The 22241-nt window shown below is 47.9% G+C and carries 22 protein-coding genes, 2 tRNA genes and 1 riboswitch; of the genes, 5 read left to right on the top strand and 19 right to left on the bottom strand.

Going from position 1 to position 22241, the window contains the following annotated elements; all coding sequences use genetic code 11:
* Window positions 1-24: 24 nt before the first annotated feature.
* Together C5I45_RS15030 and queG are read right to left on the bottom strand one after the other, a co-directional pair.
* A complete protein-coding gene (locus C5I45_RS15030) occupies window positions 25-936 on the bottom strand; it encodes an amidase domain-containing protein (RefSeq protein ID WP_038461770.1) in 912 nt (303 codons plus the stop codon).
* Window positions 937-1012: 76 nt separating this feature from the next.
* Window positions 1013-2173 carry a tRNA epoxyqueuosine(34) reductase QueG gene (gene queG / locus C5I45_RS15035; protein WP_107994480.1) on the bottom strand — a complete coding sequence of 387 codons (1161 nt, stop codon included), beginning with the start codon at window positions 2171-2173 and terminating at the stop codon, window positions 1013-1015.
* 84 nt (window positions 2174-2257) lie between these two features.
* Between queG and C5I45_RS15040 the strand changes: the two genes are divergently transcribed.
* Window positions 2258-2881, top strand: coding sequence for a hypothetical protein (locus C5I45_RS15040; RefSeq protein ID WP_014304675.1), 624 nt, complete (start codon window positions 2258-2260; stop codon window positions 2879-2881).
* Window positions 2882-2970: 89 nt separating this feature from the next.
* Here C5I45_RS15040 and C5I45_RS15045 read toward each other — a convergent pair.
* Window positions 2971-3044 (bottom strand) — tRNA-Gly (locus tag C5I45_RS15045).
* A gap of 188 nt (window positions 3045-3232) precedes the next feature.
* Here C5I45_RS15045 and C5I45_RS15050 point away from each other — a divergent pair.
* Together C5I45_RS15050 and C5I45_RS15055 are read left to right on the top strand one after the other, a co-directional pair.
* The gene (locus C5I45_RS15050) at window positions 3233-3436 is read left to right on the top strand and encodes a helix-turn-helix transcriptional regulator (protein ID WP_003155407.1); all 204 of its coding nucleotides are present in this window, start codon (window positions 3233-3235) and stop codon (window positions 3434-3436) included.
* Window positions 3433-3900 (top strand): hypothetical protein, encoded by a 468-nt coding sequence (locus C5I45_RS15055; RefSeq protein WP_107994481.1) that lies wholly within the window; start codon window positions 3433-3435, stop codon window positions 3898-3900. Before C5I45_RS15050 ends, C5I45_RS15055 begins: the two co-directional genes overlap by 4 nt.
* Window positions 3901-3920: 20 nt before the next feature.
* Here the strand turns inward: C5I45_RS15055 and rpsN are convergent, their stop codons facing one another.
* The 6 genes from rpsN to C5I45_RS15090 form a co-directional block, all read right to left on the bottom strand.
* On the bottom strand, window positions 3921-4190 hold the full coding sequence (gene rpsN / locus C5I45_RS15060) for a 30S ribosomal protein S14 (protein WP_014417259.1): 270 nt from the start codon (window positions 4188-4190) through the stop codon (window positions 3921-3923).
* 174 nt (window positions 4191-4364) lie between these two features.
* Window positions 4365-5501, bottom strand: coding sequence for an FMNH2-dependent alkanesulfonate monooxygenase (ssuD, locus tag C5I45_RS15065; protein WP_003155410.1), 1137 nt, complete (start codon window positions 5499-5501; stop codon window positions 4365-4367).
* 24 nt (window positions 5502-5525) lie between these two features.
* On the bottom strand, window positions 5526-6359 hold the full coding sequence (locus C5I45_RS15070; protein WP_003155411.1) for an ABC transporter permease: 834 nt from the start codon (window positions 6357-6359) through the stop codon (window positions 5526-5528).
* Window positions 6359-7348 carry an aliphatic sulfonate ABC transporter substrate-binding protein gene (locus C5I45_RS15075; protein ID WP_088037042.1) on the bottom strand — a complete coding sequence of 330 codons (990 nt, stop codon included), beginning with the start codon at window positions 7346-7348 and terminating at the stop codon, window positions 6359-6361. The genes C5I45_RS15070 and C5I45_RS15075 overlap by 1 nt, the downstream gene beginning before the upstream one ends.
* Before the next feature lie 15 nt (window positions 7349-7363).
* Complete coding sequence (locus tag C5I45_RS15080) at window positions 7364-8131, bottom strand: ABC transporter ATP-binding protein (RefSeq protein WP_107994482.1); 768 nt, start codon at window positions 8129-8131, stop codon at window positions 7364-7366.
* Between the two features lie 223 nt (window positions 8132-8354).
* The gene (locus tag C5I45_RS15090; protein WP_107994483.1) at window positions 8355-9290 is read right to left on the bottom strand and encodes an amidohydrolase family protein; all 936 of its coding nucleotides are present in this window, start codon (window positions 9288-9290) and stop codon (window positions 8355-8357) included.
* A gap of 256 nt (window positions 9291-9546) precedes the next feature.
* Between C5I45_RS15090 and katA the strand changes: the two genes are divergently transcribed.
* On the top strand, window positions 9547-10992 hold the full coding sequence (gene katA / locus C5I45_RS15095; protein WP_057080141.1) for a catalase KatA: 1446 nt from the start codon (window positions 9547-9549) through the stop codon (window positions 10990-10992).
* A 71-nt stretch (window positions 10993-11063) separates the two neighbouring features.
* Here the strand turns inward: katA and C5I45_RS15100 are convergent, their stop codons facing one another.
* From C5I45_RS15100 to C5I45_RS15125, 6 genes are all read right to left on the bottom strand, one after another.
* Window positions 11064-12029 (bottom strand): ABC transporter ATP-binding protein, encoded by a 966-nt coding sequence (locus C5I45_RS15100; RefSeq protein ID WP_014304668.1) that lies wholly within the window; start codon window positions 12027-12029, stop codon window positions 11064-11066.
* Window positions 12022-13008, bottom strand: a complete 987-nt coding sequence (locus C5I45_RS15105) for an ABC transporter ATP-binding protein (protein WP_107994484.1) — start codon at window positions 13006-13008, stop codon at window positions 12022-12024. Before C5I45_RS15105 ends, C5I45_RS15100 begins: the two co-directional genes overlap by 8 nt.
* Complete coding sequence (opp4C, locus tag C5I45_RS15110) at window positions 13005-13910, bottom strand: oligopeptide ABC transporter permease (protein WP_003155427.1); 906 nt, start codon at window positions 13908-13910, stop codon at window positions 13005-13007. Before opp4C ends, C5I45_RS15105 begins: the two co-directional genes overlap by 4 nt.
* Window positions 13911-13922: 12 nt before the next feature.
* Window positions 13923-14879 (bottom strand): ABC transporter permease, encoded by a 957-nt coding sequence (locus C5I45_RS15115; RefSeq protein WP_007610211.1) that lies wholly within the window; start codon window positions 14877-14879, stop codon window positions 13923-13925.
* Between the two features lie 68 nt (window positions 14880-14947).
* On the bottom strand, window positions 14948-16669 hold the full coding sequence (locus C5I45_RS15120) for an ABC transporter substrate-binding protein (protein WP_107994485.1): 1722 nt from the start codon (window positions 16667-16669) through the stop codon (window positions 14948-14950).
* A 2-nt stretch (window positions 16670-16671) separates the two neighbouring features.
* The gene (locus C5I45_RS15125) at window positions 16672-16851 is read right to left on the bottom strand and encodes an FbpB family small basic protein (protein ID WP_015388515.1); all 180 of its coding nucleotides are present in this window, start codon (window positions 16849-16851) and stop codon (window positions 16672-16674) included.
* Between the two features lie 254 nt (window positions 16852-17105).
* On the opposite strand from C5I45_RS15125, the gene C5I45_RS15130 reads away from it, so the two are divergent.
* Window positions 17106-18461: an FAD-binding oxidoreductase gene (locus C5I45_RS15130; protein WP_107994596.1), complete on the top strand. Its 1356-nt coding sequence runs from the start codon at window positions 17106-17108 to the stop codon at window positions 18459-18461.
* Window positions 18462-18501: 40 nt separating this feature from the next.
* Here C5I45_RS15130 and thiC read toward each other — a convergent pair whose 3' ends face one another.
* The 4 genes from thiC to C5I45_RS15150 form a co-directional block, all read right to left on the bottom strand.
* Entirely contained in the window at window positions 18502-20274 is a 1773-nt protein-coding gene (gene thiC, locus C5I45_RS15135) for a phosphomethylpyrimidine synthase ThiC (RefSeq protein WP_052585567.1), read from the bottom strand.
* Window positions 20275-20395: 121 nt separating this feature from the next.
* A riboswitch (TPP riboswitch) is annotated at window positions 20396-20506 on the bottom strand.
* Between the two features lie 49 nt (window positions 20507-20555).
* Window positions 20556-21254 carry a Type 1 glutamine amidotransferase-like domain-containing protein gene (locus C5I45_RS15140; RefSeq protein ID WP_107994597.1) on the bottom strand — a complete coding sequence of 233 codons (699 nt, stop codon included), beginning with the start codon at window positions 21252-21254 and terminating at the stop codon, window positions 20556-20558.
* Window positions 21255-21291: 37 nt separating this feature from the next.
* Window positions 21292-21816 carry a Na+/H+ antiporter NhaC family protein gene (locus C5I45_RS15145; protein ID WP_234415019.1) on the bottom strand — a complete coding sequence of 175 codons (525 nt, stop codon included), beginning with the start codon at window positions 21814-21816 and terminating at the stop codon, window positions 21292-21294.
* Window positions 21817-22040: 224 nt separating this feature from the next.
* Window positions 22041-22122: transfer RNA gene (locus C5I45_RS15150), tRNA-Leu, on the bottom strand.
* Window positions 22123-22241 lie beyond the last annotated feature (119 nt).

The raw sequence follows: 22241 nt of genomic DNA on the forward strand, positions 1-22241 counted from the left end.
TTCCGCCCACCATTATATCATTAATTACTCTTTTGTCGTATCATCCGTAATATGAAAAAACGCATATCTGATGGAAGGAGTATACGCCGTTGAATCCTCATATGACCAATATCTCATCCTGCTGTCATACGTTTGGGCATTGACGAGCGGCATATTGCTTTTATCTTTTGCGACCACGATCGCCGTATGATTAAAACGGCCGTCTCCTTCAAAATCATAGCAAATGATATCTCCGGGCATCAGTTCTTCAGCTCTTGATACTTGCACTGCGCGAAGCCCTGCCTTGGATTGGGCCAGATACATCTTCATCGAATGCGCGACCGTCCAGCTGTAGCTCCACGAGCTTGCCTTCATCCACCAGCCTGAGCCTCTGTTCGGATGCCCCCGCATCGGTGCTTTTCCGGCATGTAAACATTGGGAAATAAAATTGGTGCAATTATCGCTGAAATTTTTATAAGCGGGATTTCGTTTATTCCAAAACTTCTCCGCGTACTGCACGGCAGCCAGACGGTCGTATTGAAACGCCCGCCCGAAATCTTCCCGTTCACTCCGCTCATATTCAATTACGCTGTTTCCGTCAGAAAATCCAGCCGGTTTTTTCTTTACTTCCCGGTCTTTAATCAAAAGCTCATCATAGAGAAATGCAATCCGTTCCTCAATCTGCTCTTCTAAGTAAAGGTGTCCGTCATGCTCCTTGCACAAATATTCGAAATGAATCGTGTACATGACACATAACGTGCCGTCGTCCTCAAGACTGCTTTTGACAATGACGGCTTTTGCCTTCGCCTTCACGATATCAACTTTCCGTTTTTCAAACAGCTCTTTTTTTCTCGTCAGGACCTCAAGATCGCCGGCCTGCCCATTCTGCCTCATCTCGGTTCCGTTGATTAAATAATGAAGCCGGGCCTCCGCTAAATCTTCAATAATATGCTTCAAGCGCTCCACCCACCATACGATTTTATAAAGAAAAAACACTTGAACTCCGGCCAAGTGCTTTTTCTCTATACATATGTCAGGACCGGCCGGTTTTAGTCTTATCAGAAACCGATAACAGCTCCAGTCCCTTTTCAATTTCCCGTATGGCGTCCTCATCCTGCTCCTTTTGAAGCGCTTTTTCTAATTCCTCCGCATAATCAGGATCACCGATTTTCCCGATGGCCCAGGCGGCCGTACCCCTGATGACGGGGCGCGGATCTTGGTGCATCAAGACCGTTAATTCCGGAAGAGACGAGGCATCTTTAAAATGAGCCAAAGCTAAAATCGCATTCCGCTGTATCGGCTTCTTGCCGCGCCATGATCCCGATACATGTCCGAATTTTTCTTTGAATTCGCGGTTGCTTATGGTCAAAAGCGGCTTTAACAGCGGCTTTGCGATTTCCGGATCAGGCTCCATCTGCGGATGAAGATGAAAATCTTTCCCCTTATTAATCGGACAGACCGTCTGGCACGTGTCACAGCCATACAGACGGTTTCCGATTTTCGTGCGGAACTCATCCGGCAAAAATCCCTTTGTCTGGGTCAGGAACGAAATACAGCGCTGGGCGTTAAGCTGTCCGGGATTGACGAGTGCGCCGGTCGGACAAGCGTCTAGACATTTTGTGCACGTACCGCACATATCTTCAATCGGCACATCCGGTTCAAAGGGCAGATTGGTGATCATTTCAGCCAGATAGACGTAAGAACCGTATTCAGGCGTGGTGATCATGCAGTTTTTGGCGCTGAAGCCGATTCCCGCCCGTTCAGCCACGGCCCTGTCGGACAATTCTCCTGTATCCACCATTGACTTTGTGCGGATATCCTCATGTTTGCTTTGGAGAAAATTTTCCAGCAGATCAAGCTTTTCCCGCAGCACATCATGGTAATCCTTCCCCCAGGAAGCTCTGCAAAAAATGCCGCGCCGCCCGTCTCTCGTGCTCTTCGGCGCATCTTTCATTTTGGAAGGATAAGCAAGGGCGATGGCGACGATTGATTTGGCTTTCGGGAGAAGCAAAGACGGAGTAACCCGTTTTTCAATATCCGGCTCTTCAAAACCGGATAAATAGCCGAGTGATTCCTGAAGAATCAGCCGGTCCCGCAGACTGTCGAACGTATCAGCCGTTGTAAACCCGATTTTGTCGACTCCGATGCTTTTGGCGTATTCGATTAATTCCTCTTTCAGTTTATGAATATTCATTTTTTGCACAGCCTCCTTTCTTTGTGATCAGGCTCCCGCACGGGTATAATAGAGTTTTATCATCCCGAAATGGAGTGAACACACTTGAACATCAGTTTAGATCCACTTATTGCTGAACGGGTGCCGGGGATCAAAGCGGCAGCCGTCTTATATGAACAGATCGAAGTCGGGCCTGCTCCGCAAATGCTGAAAGGCCGCCTCCGTTTATTTCAAGAATCTCTTTACTTTGATTATGCTGACGGCGGTATAGATGAGCAGCCTTTTGTTAAAGAGTGGGCGCGTATGATGGAACAGCTCAGTCCCGCCTTTTCAGGACAAAAAACGCCGATGGAGCTTATGCTCGGCGATATTTCCCTGGAACGATTCATTGAAAGTGTGAATTCAGCCCATGATACCATACTTTTTTTCTCCTTGAAATATTCATTGCCCATCATGGCGTATGACGCCGCAGAAATAGATGAACCGATTTCGATTACAATCGGAGAAAAAGAACACGTACTTGCTTTCTCCGACTCTGGCGGCATTTTCGGCGGCCTTACCGGACATATCAACACCCGCCCTGTAACAACCGGCACAAAGAAAATGCTGCAGCTGATCTTTTTCCCGCCTTCATTTCATGCCGACGCGGCGGATGAGCTGCTATCATCCTTGACCAAAATGTTTGAACAAATTCACGGAGGCACGCATACCGTCTCTTGGCTTTCATAAAAAGACACGCCTTCGTGTCTTTTTTCACATAAAAAAACGCAATACTTCGTTTATCAGAGAAACGAAACACTGCGTTAATAACGTATGTATGGAGCGGGTGATGAGAATCGAACTCACGACATCAGCTTGGAAGGCTGAGGTTTTACCACTAAACTACACCCGCATCAAAGTTTTTTGTCAGTACCGATTTGATGTTTCTAATATTACATGTATATTTTTTTTTCGTCAAGGGAATGTTAAAAAATTTGTCGAAAAAAATTCTTTTTTTGTCCGCATGTTAAGTCAAGTTTACATTTTGTTAAGAATCTCATACAATATAAAAAAGAAGAAAACTTGAGGTACGCCCTGATGATGAAAAATAAAGTAAAAGAGCTGAGAGCCAGATTCGGCTATTCTCAGGAAACGCTCGGAAAAGAAGCCGGAGCCACTAGACAGACGATTGCAGCGATTGAAAAAGGAGATTATGTGCCTTCACTCTTATTGGCGCTTAACATCTGCCGGGCTTTCTCCCTGCCGATGGAGGAAGTTTTCTGGCTGGAGGAGGAGAAAAAATGAGTTTGAAAAGAAAAGCGTGTTTTCACCTTGCACTCTACGGATTGGCCTGCTGGACGCTTATTTCCTTTATGGAAGCGGCGCCGCGGATCGCTCAGTTTTTCCAAACGGAGGGGAGCGGTTCATTTGAGCTGAATATCACTCCGTTTCTGCTGTTTACCGTTTGTGCCGCATTGTATATCTATGCCGAAAAGAAAAAGCGAAACGGCAAAAAGCACAGGCTTGTGCCCGATGAATTTGAGGAGCAGGATGAAAGAGAACGAATGATGACGGCTAAAGCTTGCCGTTCTTCTTATATCGCCGTTTACTTCTCATTGCCGGCCGCAGCCGTTCTGCTTTTGTTTTATCCGCTGGTTCAGCCGCATCTACCTTTTTTTCCGATTCTTTTGATTTTCATTCTGATGATGATTCAGCATTTGGCTTATGTTTTCACTTTTCATAAGCACGGCAAAAACTCCGGTTCATGACAGATCCGGAGTTTTTTATGTTACCAGCTCGCTTTTTTCACCCCGGGAACCCGGCCTTTATGGGCCAGCTCCCTGAATGCGATTCTGGACAGTTTAAATTTTCTCATATATCCGCGGGGCCGCCCCGTCACCGTACAGCGGTTATGAAGCCTGGCCGGAGCAGAATCACGCGGCAGTTTGCTCAGCGCTTCCCAGTCGCCTTTTGCCTTTAATTCTCTTCGGATGTCCGCATATTGTTCAACAAGCTTCTGCCGCTTGAGCTCTTTGATTACTTTTGATTTTTTTGCCATTTCAGCACTCCTAACAAATCGTAATAATTACGTTTTGTATCATATCATCCATATGAGCATCGTGCAAGCTAAGCGCTTAAAAAGGCGGGTGAATACCCGCCTTCACTGCCGGCATTTCCCCGGAAATGAAACCGCAGAAAGCACCCGCCGTCAATGATCCGCCTTGCGACGTCATCAGACTGTCGCTTTATTTCCTCTTGCAAAATGGTCGTTTCCCATTGCTTCACCCAATCTGCGCTCAAGCTTTTTAGTCCGCTCATTCTGAAACGGCAGAAGCGGAAACACGAGTTCAGCCAGATAATAAGCTTCTTCCAGATGCGGATAGCCTGAAAAGATAAACGACTCAATGCCGAGTGCCTGATACTCTAAAATTCGATCAGCGACAGTCTGCGGATCACCGACAAGCGCCGTGCCCGCTCCGCCTCTGACCAGTCCGATGCCGGCCCAGAGATTCGGGCTGATCTCAAGCTTCGAGCGGTCACCGTTATGAAGATCGGCCATCCGTTTTTGTCCCGATGAATCAGCGCGCCGGAGCGCAGCCTGCGCTTTCGCAATTGTCTCTTCGTCTAAGTGGCTGATTAATCGTTCAGCCGCTTCCCATGCCTCTTCCTCAGTCTCCCGGATAATCACGTGAAGTCTGATGCCAAAACGCATCGTCCTTCCTTCCTTCGCAGCCTGTTTTTTAACGGTTTCAATCTTTTCTTTTACCTGCTCCGGCGGCTCTCCCCATGTTAAATAGACATCTGTATGTTTCGCAGCAGCCTCAATTCCCGCTTGTGATGAACCGCCGAAATATAATGGCGGATGCGGAGACTGTTTTGGCGGAAACAGGAGGTTGCTGTTTTCCACTTTGATATGGTCCCCTTCATATGTCACCGTTTCGCCCCGCATGAGTCCGCGCCAGACGGTTAAAAATTCTTCAGTCGCCTTATAACGTTCATCGTGGCTGATAAACATGCCGTCTCCCGCCAGTTCATAAGGATCTCCGCCCGCTACGACATTTACGAGCAAACGGCCGTCTGACAGCCGGTCCATTGTCGACGCCATTCTCGCGGCGACAGACGGCTGCATCAGTCCCGGACGGACCGCCACTAAAAATTTCAAGTCACTCGTTTCCCCCGCTAAAGCGGCAGCCGTCAGCCACGGGTCTTCACATGATCTCCCCGTCGGCAGCAGAACCCCCGTATACCCGAGTCTGTCCGCCGCCTGTGCCACTTGCTTAAAATAAAGATGATCCGCCGTTCTCCCTCCCGTTTGCGTCCCTAAATACCGGCCGTCACCATGCGTCGGAATAAACCAAAGAATCTCCATATGAATCTCTCCTTTTTTAATAGGTTATCCTTCATAACTGTTCCGCCATTTTAATAGTTTCCGTTCGAGCATTCTGACCAATGCATCTGTCAGCTTGCCGACAGCCGCAAAAATGATAATGCCGACAAACACCTTATTTGTCTGTGAGAATTGCCTGGCATCCATAATCATATAACCGACGCCCTCGCTCGATCCCATCAGTTCCGCCACCACGAGACCGAGCCACGCAATGCCTAGGGAGAGCCTGATGCCGAGCAGGATATTCGGCAGAGATGCCGGAAGAATTAATTTCGTCATCTGCTGATACCAATTAAATTCCAGCACCCGCGCGACGTCAAACAGCTTCGCGTCCACACTGCGGAGTCCGAGAAACGTATTAATGTACACGGGGAAAAAAGCCCCCAATGCGATCAGCAGAATTTTAGATGTCTCATCAAATCCGAACCACAAAATGAACAGAGGAGTCACGGCCAAGTGCGGAACCGTCCTGAGCATTTGCAGAGACGGATCAAGATATGCTTCCGTCCGCTTTGAGAAACCGACCAGCAGCCCGAAAACAAGTCCGAGGCCCGCGCCAAGCAGAAATCCGGCAGCCGCCCGGTATAAACTGATCTCTAAATGACCCCAAAGCTCACCTGAAAGAAGAAGTTCCTGAAACGTCTGCAAGATGACGACAGGCGACGGGAGCACCGCGGCCGAGACGATGCCCAGACTTGCGATAAACTGCCATACTGCGATGACCGCAGCCGGGAGTACAATCCCTTTCATCCATTGGTATGAATACTTCCGGGATCTTGCCAGAGCTTTCTTTTCTGATTGGCTTATTGCGCCGGCAGCCGTTGATGCTTCTGCTTTCATTACTTGCCATCCCCCGTTTCAAGCGCTTTTTTAATAAATGAATTGTCGACAACGTCTTTTACATGAATTTTCTTATGAATCGCTTTTGTTCGATATTGAAAATCAGCGGTTTCCTGCTGGGCTTTGACAATATCATCATCGATCGGTTCATTGAGAGGCTCAGTATTGTTAAGCACGTTTCTGACGACTTTCGGATCAAGATGTTTGATTTTCGCATATAAGGAGACGGCTTTATCTTTGTGTTCCTTTTGCCATGTAACTGCTTTATTGAACACTTTCAGAAAACGGACAACCTCATCCGGGTGTTCTTTGGAAAATCCCGTTCTGACTAATGTGAAACCGGGAGAATATAAATCTGTGCTTTCTCCGTTCGCCAATATTTCCGCCCCGTGCTGCAGCGTTTCAATCGACAAATACGGCTCCCAAATGGACCATGCGTCAACTGATTTGTTTTCAAAAGCGGAAACCGCCTCATCAGGCTGAAGCTGGATGATAGTGACGTCATCGGCGGAAAGCCCCGCTTTATCTAAAGCTTTATAGAGAAAATCAAAGCCGCTGCTGCCTTTGGCTACGGCGATTTTTTTACCTTTCAATTCTTTCAGGCTCTGAATCCCGCTGCCCTTGTTTACGAGAATGCCGTTTGCCTTTAACCCGTCCTGAGACAGCCCGATCTCTTTAAAATCAATTCCCGCCGCCTGACCGGAAATGACCGGTGAATTGCCGACCTGGGAAAAATCAAGCTTATCGGCGGCAAGACCTTCAAATTGCGGAGGACCGCTTTGGAATTCGACCCATTTTACTTTTATTCCGTCTTTTTTGAAGGCCTCTTCAAACCAGCCTTTTTCCTTGGCAATGAGAAGCGGGCTTAAACTCTGCTGGATGCCGATCCGGATTTCTTTCACCGTTTCCCCGCTCCCTCCTGTCCCGTCGGCACTGCATCCGGCTGACATCATGACTGCTGCAGCTAAAAGAATGATGATTTTTTTCACTTCGCTTCGTCCCTTCTATATTCCGGACCCATCCGCAAACCGGAGGTCTTCCGTTTTCTCAAATTCAGAAAGCACCTTCTGCCGGACGGCCTGAAAATTCGCTGACGTCCGATTGCGCGGATGCGGAAGCTGAATCGGCATCAGGCTGTGCAGCCGGCCGGGCTTTGCCCTGAGGATCGCCAGCTTATCGCCTAAATAGACGGATTCATCAATATCATGCGTGACAAGAATCATCGTCGTTTTTTTCTCGCGCCATATATCAAGCAGCACATCCTGCAAATGTTTTCTCGTAAAAGCGTCAAGCGCCCCGAACGGTTCATCTAAAAGCAGCACCTCCGGCTCACGCAAAAGGGCTCTGGCGATGGCAACCCGCTGCGACATGCCGCCGGATAATTCGCGCGGATAAGCGTTCTCCGCTCCCTGCAGCCTGACAACCTCAATCAGATCATCCACTTTTTTCCGAACGGCCGGGTCGTTCATATTGAGATCGGCAGCGATGTTTTGTTTTACCGTCAGCCAGGGAAACAGCCGGTGCTCCTGAAAGATAAATCCCTGCCGGATGCCCGGTCCCGACACATTGCGGCCGTTTATTGCGACAGAGCCTTTATAATCGGTATCAAGACCGGCAATCAATTTTAAAAGCGTGCTTTTGCCGCATCCGCTCGGTCCGATGACAGTCAAAAATTCTCCCGATGCAATTGACAGCTCAATATCATTCAGCACCGGCGTTTTCCGGCCTTCATGCTCAAAAGCTTTTTCTTGTATGCTGATGGTTACAGCCATCTGTCTTCCCCTCTCTTTCTGCCGCATGCGATCGAAAAACAAAAAGGCCCCCATCTCCGATTGCTTGCAGAGATGGGAGCCTTCGGCGGTCCGATCGGCAACCCGTTTGTTTTTAAATTTGAATATCATGTTAATTCAAATTATTCCGACTTGTCAACTGTTTTTTGTATGAATTAAAAATGCGCCTTCCGGCATAAACCTGCCAAAGAGCGCATCGGCTGTATCACGTATTTACTTCCTTTTCTTTCCGGGCGATTTTCAATAATGTCCGCGCGTTGTTGCCGAAAATGTTTTCTATATCTTCTTCCCGCATATTGATTTCCCGGCAGGTCCTCACCTGCTCCTGAAGATATCTGTATACATATCCTCTCGGAAATCCGTTCGAATCCGTCCCGAAGATGATCCGTTCAGCACCGATTAATTCAGATGTCTTTCGAAACAGAATTTCCAAATCAAGCCGGTACGGCATCCACCTCATCCACTGATTTGAGCCGGACGTGTCAATATACACATTCGGGCAGCTCCAGCACAGCTGCAGCAGTTCCTGATAATATCCGGCGCCGAAATGCGGAATGATGAACGGTATATCAGCATACTCTCTCGCGACGCGATAGATGGAGAGCGGGTTGATGTTGCGATGGCTGACAATGCCCCCCGCTCTCCCTAAAAGTCCGAAGTGAATTAATACAGGCAGTCTTTTGTCAGCCAGATACGTCCACAGCTTTTTCAGCGACGGATCATGAAACTCGATGTCTGTCAGCGGCCCGAACAGTTTATATCCTTTCAGACCGAGCTCTTCAACCGCTCTTTTCAGCTCCTCATACGCATCCTTTTGTTCCAAAGGATGATATGTAAATCCGGTAAACCTCGCGGGATTGGCTTGAATAAACGCCGCCATCCGGTCATTGCTCTCTGCTGTTAAAAAATTCAGCACGTCAATGCCGTACTTATCTAATTCTTTCTCCCATCTTGTCATCAAAGCGATTTCGCCGTCATCGCCATCAACATCATGCGGATCAGGAAAATCCCAAGTGAGATTCATTCTTTCCGACCGCTCCCGGTTATAATCGGAAAATGTCTTATCGTTTTTGCCGAAATTAAGGCTGTACGGCAGATGACCGTGAATATCGACTGGTTTAAAATGCTGCCTGAAAAGCATACAATCGCCGCCTCCCTTACCGCCTGACAATAAAAAAAGGCCCTTATCCAGTGAAGAATAAGAGCCTCTTGTGTCCAAGTCAGCGGTTTCTATTTTTTCTCATATTAAACCCATTGTTCCCGTCAGTCAAGTAGGTTTTTAAACCCATACTTTCTTTTCGATAATAAAAATCATTATTTTATAATCATTATAAAATAATATTGACTTTTTACTGATAGGTGATATTATGTTCTTATAAATTTAAAGAGGTGATCACATGAGTTCAAATAAATTGACAACCAGCTGGGGCGCTCCTGTCGGAGATAACCAAAACTCAATGACGGCCGGCGATCGCGGTCCTGCTTTAATACAAGACGTCCATCTGCTTGAGAAATTGGCGCACTTTAACAGAGAACGCGTTCCGGAGCGTGTCGTTCACGCAAAAGGCGCGGGCGCACACGGTTATTTTGAAGTCACAAATGACGTTACAAAATATACGAAAGCCGCATTTCTGTCAGAAGTCGGTAAACGCACGCCGCTTTTCATCCGTTTCTCAACCGTTGCGGGCGAACTGGGCTCTAGTGACACAGTGCGCGACCCGCGCGGATTTGCCGTTAAATTTTATACAGAAGAAGGAAACTACGACATCGTCGGAAACAATACACCCGTGTTCTTCATCCGCGATGCCATCAAGTTCCCTGACTTTATCCATACACAAAAAAGAGATCCGAGAACACATCTGAAAAATCCGACGGCCGTTTGGGATTTCTGGTCTTTGTCACCCGAATCCCTGCACCAGGTAACCATTCTGATGTCAGACCGGGGCATTCCGGCGACTCTTCGACATATGCACGGATTCGGAAGCCATACATTTAAATGGACAAATGATAAAGGCGAAGGCGTCTGGATTAAATATCACTTTAAAACAGAGCAAGGCGTGAAAAACCTTGATGTTAATACAGCCGCAAAAATCGCCGGCGAAAATCCCGATTACCATACGGAAGATTTGTTCAATGCGATTGAAAACGGCGATTTCCCCGCATGGAAATTATATGTTCAAATCATGCCGTTAGAAGATGCAAACACATATCGCTTTGATCCGTTTGACGTCACAAAAGTGTGGTCTCAAAAAGACTATCCGCTGATCGAAGTCGGCCGCATGGTTCTGAACCGCAATCCGGAAAATTACTTTGCGGAAGTAGAACAGGCGACGTTCTCTCCCGGCACATTAGTCCCCGGCGTCGACGTCTCACCTGACAAAATGCTTCAAGGCCGGTTGTTCGCATACCATGACGCGCATCGCTACCGTGTCGGCGCGAACCATCAGGCGCTGCCGATCAACCGTTCCCGCAATGAAGTGAAAAACTATCAGCGTGACGGACAAATGCGTTTTGATGATAACGGCGGCCGCTCCGTCTATTACGAGCCTAACAGCTTCGGTGGCCCGAAAGAGTCACCTGAAGATAAACAGGCGGCATATCCTATATCAGGTTTCGCTGACAGTGTAAGCTATAATCATCATGATCATTACACACAAGCCGGCGACCTGTACCGCCTGATGAGCGAGGAAGAGCGCGCGCGCCTTGTCGCCAATATCGTCAGTGCGATGAAACCTGTGGAAAAAGAAGAAATTAAGCTGCGCCAGATCGGCCACTTCTACAAGGCTGATCCTGAATACGGCAGACGCGTTGCCGAAGGACTCGGACTGCCGTCACCAAAATAACATCAAAAAACCTGCCGGTCTGCCCGGCAGGTTTTTTATGTTCATTATCAATAAAACCGTTTTTTTCTCAATTACACGAAGTGGCATGCCGCAAAATGATGAAGCCCTTTTTCTGACAGCGCCGGACTTTTCTCAGCACATATCTTCTTGGCTGCCGGACATCTCGTCCGGAATTTACAGCCTGAAGGCGGATCAGAGGGGCTCGGTATATCACCCTTTAAAATTATCCGCTCCCTTTTCGCTCCGGGATCAGGAACAGGCACGGCTGATAACAGCGCTTTCGTATAAGGGTGAAGCGGCCGTGAAAAGAGCTCCTCCTTTGACGCATATTCCACAATCGTCCCTAAATACATAATGGCGACCTTCGTACATAAGTGCTCCACCACGCTTAAATCATGAGAAATGAACAAATATGACAGCCCGTGCTGTTTTTGAAGGCTGCTGAACAAATTGATCATCTGCGCCTGGATGGAGACATCTAACGCCGCCACGGGTTCATCCATAATGATAAATTGCGGCTTGAGCGCCATCGCTCTTGCAATCACGATCCGCTGCCGCTGCCCTCCGGAAAATTCATGCGGATATCGGTCGATAAAGTTTGCGGAAAGTCCGCAGGCTTCAAGAACTTCCGCCGCTTTATCACGCGCGTTCCGCTTCACCGCCAATTGATGCTCGATCATCGCTTCACCGATGGCTTCTCCAATCCGGCGCCGGGGATTTAAAGAACTGAACGGATCTTGAAAGATGAGCTGCGCTTCCGATCTGAAAGTTTTGAGCTCGCGCCGGCTCATCCGAAACACATCACGCCCCTGAAAAAACACCTCTCCCCCTGTTTTCTCATGAAGCCTCAAAATGGTCTTGCCGATTGATGACTTTCCGCTGCCCGATTCTCCCGCTAAGCCGAACACTTCTCCCTTTCCTATCGTAAAACTGACACCGTCAACCGCTTTTACGGGTTTTTTATGAGTCTTTCTCATCCCCCCATGCTCCTCGTAATATTTTTTCAGCCCCTTGACCTCCAGCAACACATCACTCATCTGCTTTCTCCTCTCTGTAAAGCCAGCACGCCGCCTGATGCCCCTTCCCGAATTCAGTAAAATGCGGGCTCGATCTCCGGCATATTTCCGTGCTGTGTTCACATCGCTCCGCAAAATAACAAGACGATCCGGACAGGTCCGCAAGCTCGGGGACCTGCCCCGGAATGGTGTACAGCGTCTCCCTTTTTTGACCGATAACCGGCTTGGCCGCGAGCAGCCCTTTCGTATACGGATGCTTCGGATCAGAAAACAGCTCTGCAACCGGTCCTTCCTCCACAATTTTTCCCGCATACATGACAATCACATAATCAGCCATTTCAGCAACCACGCCAAGGTCATGAGTAATGAATAAAATAGACGTGCGAAATTGCTTTTTCATATCCCGCAATAAATCCAATATCTGCGCCTGAATGGTTACGTCAAGCGCTGTCGTCGGCTCGTCGGCAATGATCAGTTTCGGATCGCAGCTTAGCGCGACAGCCGTCATGATGCGCTGCAGCATGCCGCCGCTCAGCTCATGAGGATATCGGTTCATAACCTGCTCGGCATTCGGGATCCCCACTAACGTGATCAGTTCAACGGCCTTTCGCCATGCCTCTTTCTTACTCAGCAACAAATGTTCGCGAATCGGTTCGGTCAGCTGCTCACCGATTGTAAATACCGGATTCAAAGATGTCATCGGTTCCTGAAAAATCATCCCGATTTCGCTTCCGCGGATTTTCTGCATGTCTTTTGGTTTCAGTTCCAACAGGTTCTGTCCGGAAAAATGCACCGCTCCCCGTTCGATTCTCCCCGTCTCGGGAATAAGCTGCATAATGGACAATGACGCCATACTTTTCCCGCAGCCGGACTCTCCTACAATACAAACCGTTTCCTCCTCATGTATCGTAAAGCTGACTCCGTCCACGGCCTTTACCGCACCCTCCTCTGTATAAAAAGCCGTTTCCAAATGCCTTACTTCTAAAAGCGGTTTTTTCATTTCATTTTCACCTGCCGTTTTACCTTAGGATCAAAAGCGTCTCTTAAACCGTCTCCAAGCAGATGAATCGCCACAACGGTCAGAAAAATGGCCGTTCCCGGCGGAATCCACAGCCACGGGCGGAGTGTAAAATCCATAAAATGATTCGCCGCTTCCATCATGTTTCCCCAAGAAGGTGTAGGCGGAGCAACGCCAAGCCCGAGAAAACTCAGCGCAGATTCACTCAGCATCGCTCCCGCCACATGCAAAGTCGCCGCTACCAATAATAACGGCAATGTATTGGGAAGCAAATGATAGAGGATTTTCCGTTTATCACTAAGCCCCAAAACTTCCGCGGCCATCATAAACGGCTGCTCCTTCAGCGACAAAATCTGTCCGCGTACAAGCCGCGCCAAACCGGGCCATCCGATCAGGCTTAACATCATCATAATCAGGTACATTCTGTATTCAGAAGGCACTTTCCACTCCGACATCACCGCAGCCAAAATCAAAAGCAGCGGCAGGCCCGGGATGGACATGAGCATATCAGCAATGCGCATAATGATCATATCAGCGGCTCCCCGATAAAACCCGGCCGCAGCCCCGAGTAAAGAGCCGATGACAAGCGACAGCACCATTGAAGCAAGCCCCACGGTCAGAGAAATCTGCCCCGCCAGCATCAGCCTCGTCAGCACATCTCTCCCGTACTGGTCGGTGCCCAGCCAGTGATGGATTCCCGGATGCTGATTGGCATTTGAAATATCCGTCCGATCTGTTATGTACGGAGAAAAAGACGGCCCGATAAAGCACAATAAAAACATAAAACATAAGAAAAGAAGACTGATGACCGTCAGCTTATGCTGCAGCAGGCGGCGGTACGTCTGCTTCCAAAGAGAAGGCGGCACCTCTTTTTGTTTTTTCATTCCGAACACCCCCTATTTCAGCCTGACCCGCGGATCAACCGCGGCATAAGCGATATCCGCCAAGAAGTTCCCTACAATCGTTAAACAAGACAAAAACAAGGTAAACGCCATCAAAACCGGATAATCACGATAATGCACAGATTCAAGCTGAATACGTCCGACACCCGGCCACCCGAAAATCTGTTCAATAATGATGGCTCCGGAAAACAGTCCCGGCAGTTCAAAAGCAAGCAGGGTGATGGCCGGAATAAGCGCGTTTTTCAACGCATGTTTCCAGATGACGGTGCGCTCTTTCAATCCCTTCGCTCTCGCCGTTCTGATATAATCCTGTCTGATCACGTCCAGCATGCCGGAGCGGAAATACCTTGTCAGCGAGCCGATGCCGAGCATAGATAAAATCACGACCGGAAGAATCATATGTCTGGCGGCTTCAAGCACGTACGAAAAACCTGTACTCGTGCTGCCGGTATCAATCATCCCGCCGACGGGCAATATTTTCAAATCCACCCCAAACCACTTAATAAACAGAAGGCTGATAAAAAAAGACGGAAACGCCATGGAAGCAAAAACAAGAAACGTCACGATCCCGTCAAACCATGAGTATTTCCTGACAGCGGATATGACACCCGTTATCATCGCGGCTGACCATGTGACAAGCAACGCCAAAAACGCGACAAAAAACGAATTCCAGACATATTTCCGAAGCAGTGACAGGACGTTCTCCTGATATTTCAAAGAAAACCCAAAATCTCCGCTGAGCACATTTCCGAGCCATGTCACATAACGCTGCCAAATCGGCTGATCCAGCCCGTAAAGCGCTTTTAACTCCTTCGCTCTTTCCGGAGTCAGGTTTACATTGGAATCAATATAGTCGCCCGGCAGCATGGCGAATAAGAAAAAAATAATAAAGGACGTACCGAATAAGATCACAAGCATTTGAATGAATCGTTCTGCGGCATACCTTTTCATAAAAAGCCCCTCCTTTCCGCTGAAAGGGCAAAATCCCCAGGATGCATCGGGTATTTTGCCCAACCGTTCTATTGAATTGAGACATTTGAGAGACTTGAACTGATTCCAGAATAATTGTCAGGCTCAAGCCCTTTTATTTTTCCGCTGACCGCCCTTGCGCTCTGACGGTAATGAATCAGAATGTAAGGCGGGTTTTCCCCGAGCTCCCGGTACAGCTGGTGATAAATCTCTTTTCTTTTGCTGATATCAAGCGTGCCGGCTCCTTTCTCTATCAGCCGGTCCGCTTTCGGATTGGAATACCCCGTCACATTATTGGGATGGCCGGAAGCCAGCTTTTCCACCGTGTCATTCGGATCAAGGATCTGCGAGGTGGAAACGGCGGCAAGGTCATATTGTTTGTCATTGATTTTCGCTACTTCTGTATTAAAATCCATCACTTCCGGTTTTAATGAGATTCCGATGTCCGCATAATTTTCTTTCGCTATCGGGATGAAATCATCATCCGCTTTAGATGTGTAATAGCTGATTTCAAGCTTTTTGCCGTTTTTTTCACGTACACCGTCTTTGCCCGTTTTCCAGCCTGCTTCATCAAGAAGTTTTTTGGCTTTTTCAGGGTTAAACGCATACCGATTGACACCTTTGTCATCATAAGCCCACGAAACCGGAGACACCGGAACATTCGCGACCTCTCCGTAGCGTTTAAAGCGGACATCGACGATTTTTTGACGGTCAAGTCCGTAAATAAGCGCCTGGGACACTTTCTTATCTTGAAAAGGCGGACGCTTGTGATTGACGTACACAAGCCCGTAATCATTCACGACAGATACGCTTATATTCGCAAAACCGAGACTTTTTAAATGCTGAACCGTATCATCATCAGGTGAGAAAGAAGCGTAATCAAGGTCACCCGTTTCAAACAGCTGAAGGGAAGTTGACGGATCGATAATTTTATAAATCAGCTTTTCCGTTTTCGGTTTTCCGGCATAATAGTGTTCATTAGCCTGATAGCGTATTTCCTGTCCCGGAAGGTATTCTGTAAATTGATAAGGTCCCGCTCCGAGCGGTTTGGCATAAAGCTCTTTTAAATAGTCCAGTTTGCCGAATTGATATTTCTTCCCGTAGTAGGCTTCTGACAGCACCTGCCCGCCCAAAAGAAGCAGCGACTTCGCACTGACTTTCTCAGTCGTGATTTGAATGGTTCTGTCATCAAGGACGCGAATGCCCTCTATCGTCTTTGCCTTTCCTTCTTTGTAAGCCTTACCGCCTTTAATATAAGCCGTGGTGATATCTTCATAGCCCGCGTATGCAGGATCATGCAGCAGTGTTAAAGTGAATGCGGCATCCTTTGCGGTCAGCGGTGAACCGTCGCTGAAAACGAGATTTTTTCTTAAACGGAACGTGTATGTAAGCTGATCTTTGGAAATTTTCCAACTTTCCGCAAGAGCCGGGGCAGGCTTCCCCGTTTTATCCAGTTTGACTAACGGTTCAAAAATAGGATCTGTCGCATTTCCATCCCAGCCGTTTTCGTAAAAGTACGGCAGAAACACGCCGCCCGGCGCGGAAATCCCAGCAACAAAAGTGTCAGTTCTGGCTTTCGATTTAGCGGGAATCGCCGCCGGATGAGAAGCTTTAAATTCCTTTGTCTTGACATGAGTGATACGTGTTTCTTCCTTTTTATCAGCCGCAGATGACGGTTCTTCCCCGGCACTCCCTAACGCGCACCCTGATAACATGATGGATACCGACAGCGCGATTACCGTTGTTTTCAACCTCCATTTTCTCTCCTTCATCTTTATCGAACCCCCGCATGCTTTTCATCTATCTTTATATAAATCTGCTCCATCTGTTCCTCATTTCTCATAATCTCCCGTTTGTTTTTCTCTACAAGCAGTTCGAAATTCAATGTGTGTTTTCTGTACTTTTTCCGCTTTTTTCTCTTTTTGCGCACATGTGATACCTTTTTTAACGCCACTTTTCATCCCTCCGCTTTTCATTTAATGACTTTCACGCAAAAAAGGCCCTTATCTGTTTAATAGATAAGAGCCTTCGGTGATCCGATCAGCCATCGTTTGGAAATATGTAATGATTATGTTAATTCATACAATCCCTACCTGTCAACTATAATTTAAAATATCGTGTCCTTCCGGGGGTTTTCCTCATACACTCTCTCATTTTTCCGCATATGCTAGAAAACATAGCAGATTACAAGTGAAAGTGAGTGAGAATGTGGAAAAGACAACATTGAGCGGTCGCATCGTCAAAAAAGATGACCCGGACTATAATGCCGCAAGAACCAATTTCAATTTAAGCCTGCAAAGATATCCAGACATCATTGTGTTTTGCCAAAACAAACATGACGCCCTCAATGCGGTGAGATGGGCACGTGAGAACAATGTGCCTTTCCGTATCAGAGGCGGAAGACACAGCTACGAAAATTTTTCCCTGTTAAATGACGGACTAGTCATTGATCTCAGTGAAATGAAGAAAATAAGAGTAAATGAGGATAAGCGGCTGGTCTCGATTGAAGCGGGAGCCGAATTAGGGGAAGTCTACCGGACACTCTGGCGGTACGGCTTGACCCTTCCTGCGGGAACCATTGCGAATGTGGGAATCACGGGGCTGACGCTCGGGGGAGGAATCGGATATTTAACAAGGACTGCCGGACTTACTTGCGATCGTCTCCTCCAGCTCGAAATGATCATAGCGGACGAAAAAGCGGGTGCTGACTTGATCACAGTCAACCGCTCAAAGCACTCTGATCTATTTTGGGCATCTCAGGGCGGAGGGGGAGGCAACTTCGGCATTGTCACATCCATGATGTTTAAAGCCGTGCCGATCTCGTGCGTGTCTGTTTTTTCTGTCACTTGGGGCTGGGATGATTTCGAGGAAGTATTTAATACGTGGCAGCGCTGGGCTCCATTTACAGACAACCGGCTTACCTCATCAATTCAGTTTTGGCCTAAGGAAGTCAACCGCATAGAATCGCTCGGTCAATTTACCGGGACAAAAGAGGAGCTGAAAGAACTGCTGGCTCCGTTAATGAAAGCGGGAAAACCGACAAGCGGCATGGTCAAGACAGTGCCATTTATTAAAGCAGCAGCCTTTTTTAACAGCCCGGGAGGCAATCAGCCGCAAAAGATGAAGCGGTCAGGATCCTTTATTGAAAAACCATTATCAACACGCGCAATATCCACTTTAAAGCGCTATTTAGAGCACGCTCCGAACGAAAACGCCAGTGTCTGGCAGCAATCTCTCGGCGGGGCGGCCGGACGGATCGCTCCGGACCAAACGGCATTCTACTATCGCAACGCAATCATTGCCCAAGAATATATTACAACTTGGACATCTGCTGAAGAAGAAAGACAAAATGTCCGCTGGATCGAAGGACTGAGAACGTCCCTATCAAGAGAAACGATGGGAGATTATGTGAATTGGCCTGATAGAGAAATCAGAAACTGGCTGCAAACGTATTACGGAGAAAATGTTCACCGCCTCCGTCAAGTCAAAACGAAATATGATCCGGAAAATATATTCCGCTTCGAGCAGAGCATTCCGCCGCTTCGCCGTTCACCGTTTTTCTAAAAAAGATGAAGATGGATACACTCCATCTTCATCTTTTCTTTTATTGATATAAGCGGCTTCCCTTCTCTGCAAACTCTTTTGCTTTTTCTTTCAGCCCTTCATTGACGGCCTCGTCTTCAGTAAGTCCGTTTTCCTTCGCATAATCACGAATATCCTGAGAAATTCTCATGCTGCAGAACTTCGGGCCGCACATCGAACAGAAGTGAGCCGTTTTTGCGCCTTCAGCCGGCAGCGTTTCATCATGATATTCCATTGCTCTTTCAGGATCAAGCGACAAATGAAATTGATCACGCCACCGGAATTCAAACCGCGCCTTAGACAGAGCATCGTCACGGATCTGTGCACCCGGATGCCCTTTAGCAAGGTCTGCGGCATGTGCCGCGATTTTGTACGTAATGACGCCTTCTCTTACATCATCACGATTCGGCAGCCCCAAATGCTCCTTCGGCGTGACATAGCAAAGCATCGCCGTCCCGTACCAGCCGATCATCGCCGCGCCGATTGCTGAAGTAATGTGGTCATAGCCAGGAGCGATATCCGTTGTTAATGGGCCGAGCGTGTAAAAAGGCGCCTCTTTACAAATTTCCAGCTGCTTGTCCATGTTTTCTTTAATTTTATGCATCGGCACATGACCCGGTCCTTCGATCATCACTTGCACATCGTGCTTCCACGCAATCTCCGTCAATTCTCCGAGAGTCTCCAATTCCGCAAACTGCGCTTCATCATTGGCATCCGCAATCGAACCCGGACGAAGCCCGTCACCAAGTGAAAAAGCGATATCATAGGTCTTCATGATTTCACAAATTTCTTCAAAATGCGTGTACAGAAAGCTTTCCTGATGATGAGCCAGGCACCATTGCGCCATAATCGCCCCGCCGCGGGATACGATTCCCGTCGTGCGTTTAGCCGTTAACGGGACGTAACGAAGCAGTACGCCGGCATGGATGGTGAAATAATCCACGCCCTGCTCCGCCTGCTCAATCAATGTGTCACGATAAATGTCCCACGTTAAATCCTCGGCAATGCCATTAACTTTTTCAAGCGCCTGATAAATCGGCACCGTCCCCACAGGCACGGGGCAGTTGCGGATAATCCATTCACGCGTCGTATGAATGTCTTTTCCCGTGGATAAATCCATCATCGTATCGGCGCCCCAGCGAATCGCCCACGTCATTTTTTCGACTTCTTCTTCGATAGAAGATGTAACAGCCGAGTTGCCGATATTGGCATTAATTTTCACATGAAAATTCCGGCCGATAATCATCGGCTCGCTTTCCGGGTGGTTGACGTTAGAAGGAATAATCGCCCGGCCGCTGGCTACCTCGTCTCTGACAAATTCGGGAGACACATGCTCGCGAATTGCGATAAACTCCATTTCCGGCGTAATGATGCCTTTTCTCGCATAATGCAATTGTGTTACATTTTTCCCCGGCTTGGCCCGAAGCGGTTTCCGCTGCAGGCCGGGGTATTCGGCAGCATGATCTTCTTTTTTATAGCCGTTGTCTTCAGGTCTCACGGTCCGGCCGTTATATTCTTCTACATCTCCGCGCCCGGTAATCCACTTTGTGCGGAGCGCCCCCAGACCTTCATGAATATCAATCTGTACATCCGGGTCTGTATACGGTCCGCTCGTATCATAAACACGGACCGGCGCATTCTCCTCTTCCCCGAATGCCCCCGTAGTCGCACTCAGGCTGATTTCCCGCATCGGCACTCGTATGTCGGGCGAAGAACCTTCTGCATAAACCTTTTTACTGCCGGAAAAACTCGACATAATGGAAATGTTCGCTTGCTGTACTGATTGATTTTGCATACAAATCTCTCCTTTATCATTTGAATAACAGAACCAAGCTCAGCACCAGCACAAAAAAACCGGGTTCAAAGAAGAACCCGGTTTTGCAGTCAGAAAGAAACTATTATTGTTTTCCTCAACAATAATAAAACCTTTACTTCCCCACGCTGGTACGAACCAGATCAGGTCCAAAGGGTTAAGAAGCCGCCGCTTCTCTCTCAGCCCGCTCAGACGGGCACCCCCAGTAACTATTGATTTCGCTCTTATCGTAACATAAGTTGTGTACAAAAAAAAGCATATTATTAAAATTCAGATAACAGAATGGTCATAAGCTCTGTTTCCCGAACGCCTTCTTCGGTATTAAAAACCCGATAACCCTTTGCGGTTTCCCGGGAAGAGACAGCCCGGAACAGCTGACCGTCTTTATAATGAAGCGCAGCGCCGTCATCAGCGGCATAGCCCTCCCTGAGTTTCTTTTCGGAAATCAGACGGTGATACACCGGCCGGCGCTCCGCTTCTCCGTCATAGTGCGGACAAAAGCTGCCCGGCAAAAATCCTAAAGCTGTTAACTCTCGCAAATCCCCCGCTGAATCCGTCACCCCTTCTTCATACCAGCAAATCGCTCCGGCGCTGAGACCCGCTAAGATGATGCCGTTTTCCCAAGCCTCACGAAGAATAAGGTCAAGCCCCCACTCTTTCCATAAGACAAGCATATTGCGCGTATTTCCGCCGCCGACATATATAATATCTTTCTTCATGAGAAAGGATCTGAGATCAGAACCCGGCGGTTTAAACAGCGACAAGTGATCCGGCTCACACCGCAGCTTTTGAAAGGCCTGATAAAACCTGCCGGTATATTTCTCCGAATCTCCGCTTGCCGTCGGCAAAAAACAAACTTTCGGCTTTGACCGCGCCGACTGCTCTAAAATATACTGATCCAGCACAAGATGATCCGGCTCCATGGAAAACCCCCCGCCGCCCATTGCAATAATCTGCTTCAATGTCATCACTTCTTTTTTTCTCAAGTATAACAGCTCATTAAAAAGGCGTTATCCCAATTTCGGATAACGCCTTCAAAAAGTATTTGTTATCTGAAAAATACGCACCGTATAACACAACGGAGATCCCCGCGGCGTTAATCGCCGGAACAAGCTTCGAACGGGTACACTTCACAACATCGATCCCCAACACCGTATTATCACTGAGGGGAGAAGCAAACCAAATGTTCCGCTCGCTAATAATAAGCTGGTATGTAACTGAACCGCCAGCGTTACGCCGAGCGCCCCAAGTCCCCCAGGATGACCCGATAAAATAGGAGATAACAACCCCCAGTATAAAAAGAGACGGCGCAATAAACATATGAGGGATCCATGATGTTAAATGAGAAGTAACATATTTCGAGAATCCCAGATTTTCAGCTACTGCTGTTACGGCCCAAATCAGCGATAACATAATAATAACGTTGACCAATTCGTTTCCGCCCTTAATAAAATGGGTAACAAGCTCGCCTGCATGAAAACGCTGAAACATAAAAAGAGCAAATACTGCAATAACCGCTGCCAATAATGCGCGCTTTTGAATGGCCGACCCACCAGCTGAGAAACAGTGTTAATAGCAAAAACAGCCCGATCGGAATGATTTAACTCCACGGCCGAATCGGTGTTTCCTTAATATAAGCACGGTGCGCCGAATCCAGCTCCTCCTGCTGCAGGTAACATGTTTTCACAAGCCTTGGAGATATTTTCATACAACAAAAAAGGCTTCTACAATATGTAGAAGCCTCTGTATACCGGTGGCCGGGGTCGAACCGGCACTCCAGAAGGAACACGATTTTGAGTCGTGCGCGTCTGCCAATTCCGCCACACCGGCATGTAATCCGTCGTGTTCAACCGACGTATATAAATATAACATGCATTTTATAAAGTGTCAATGGTTTTAGTGAAGTTTTTTCAAATGGTAATGCAGTATATACCATACAAGCAAGAAAC

It is taken from the genome of Bacillus sp. ZY-1-1 (assembly GCF_003047165.1).
Classification (GTDB): domain Bacteria; phylum Bacillota; class Bacilli; order Bacillales; family Bacillaceae; genus Bacillus; species Bacillus velezensis.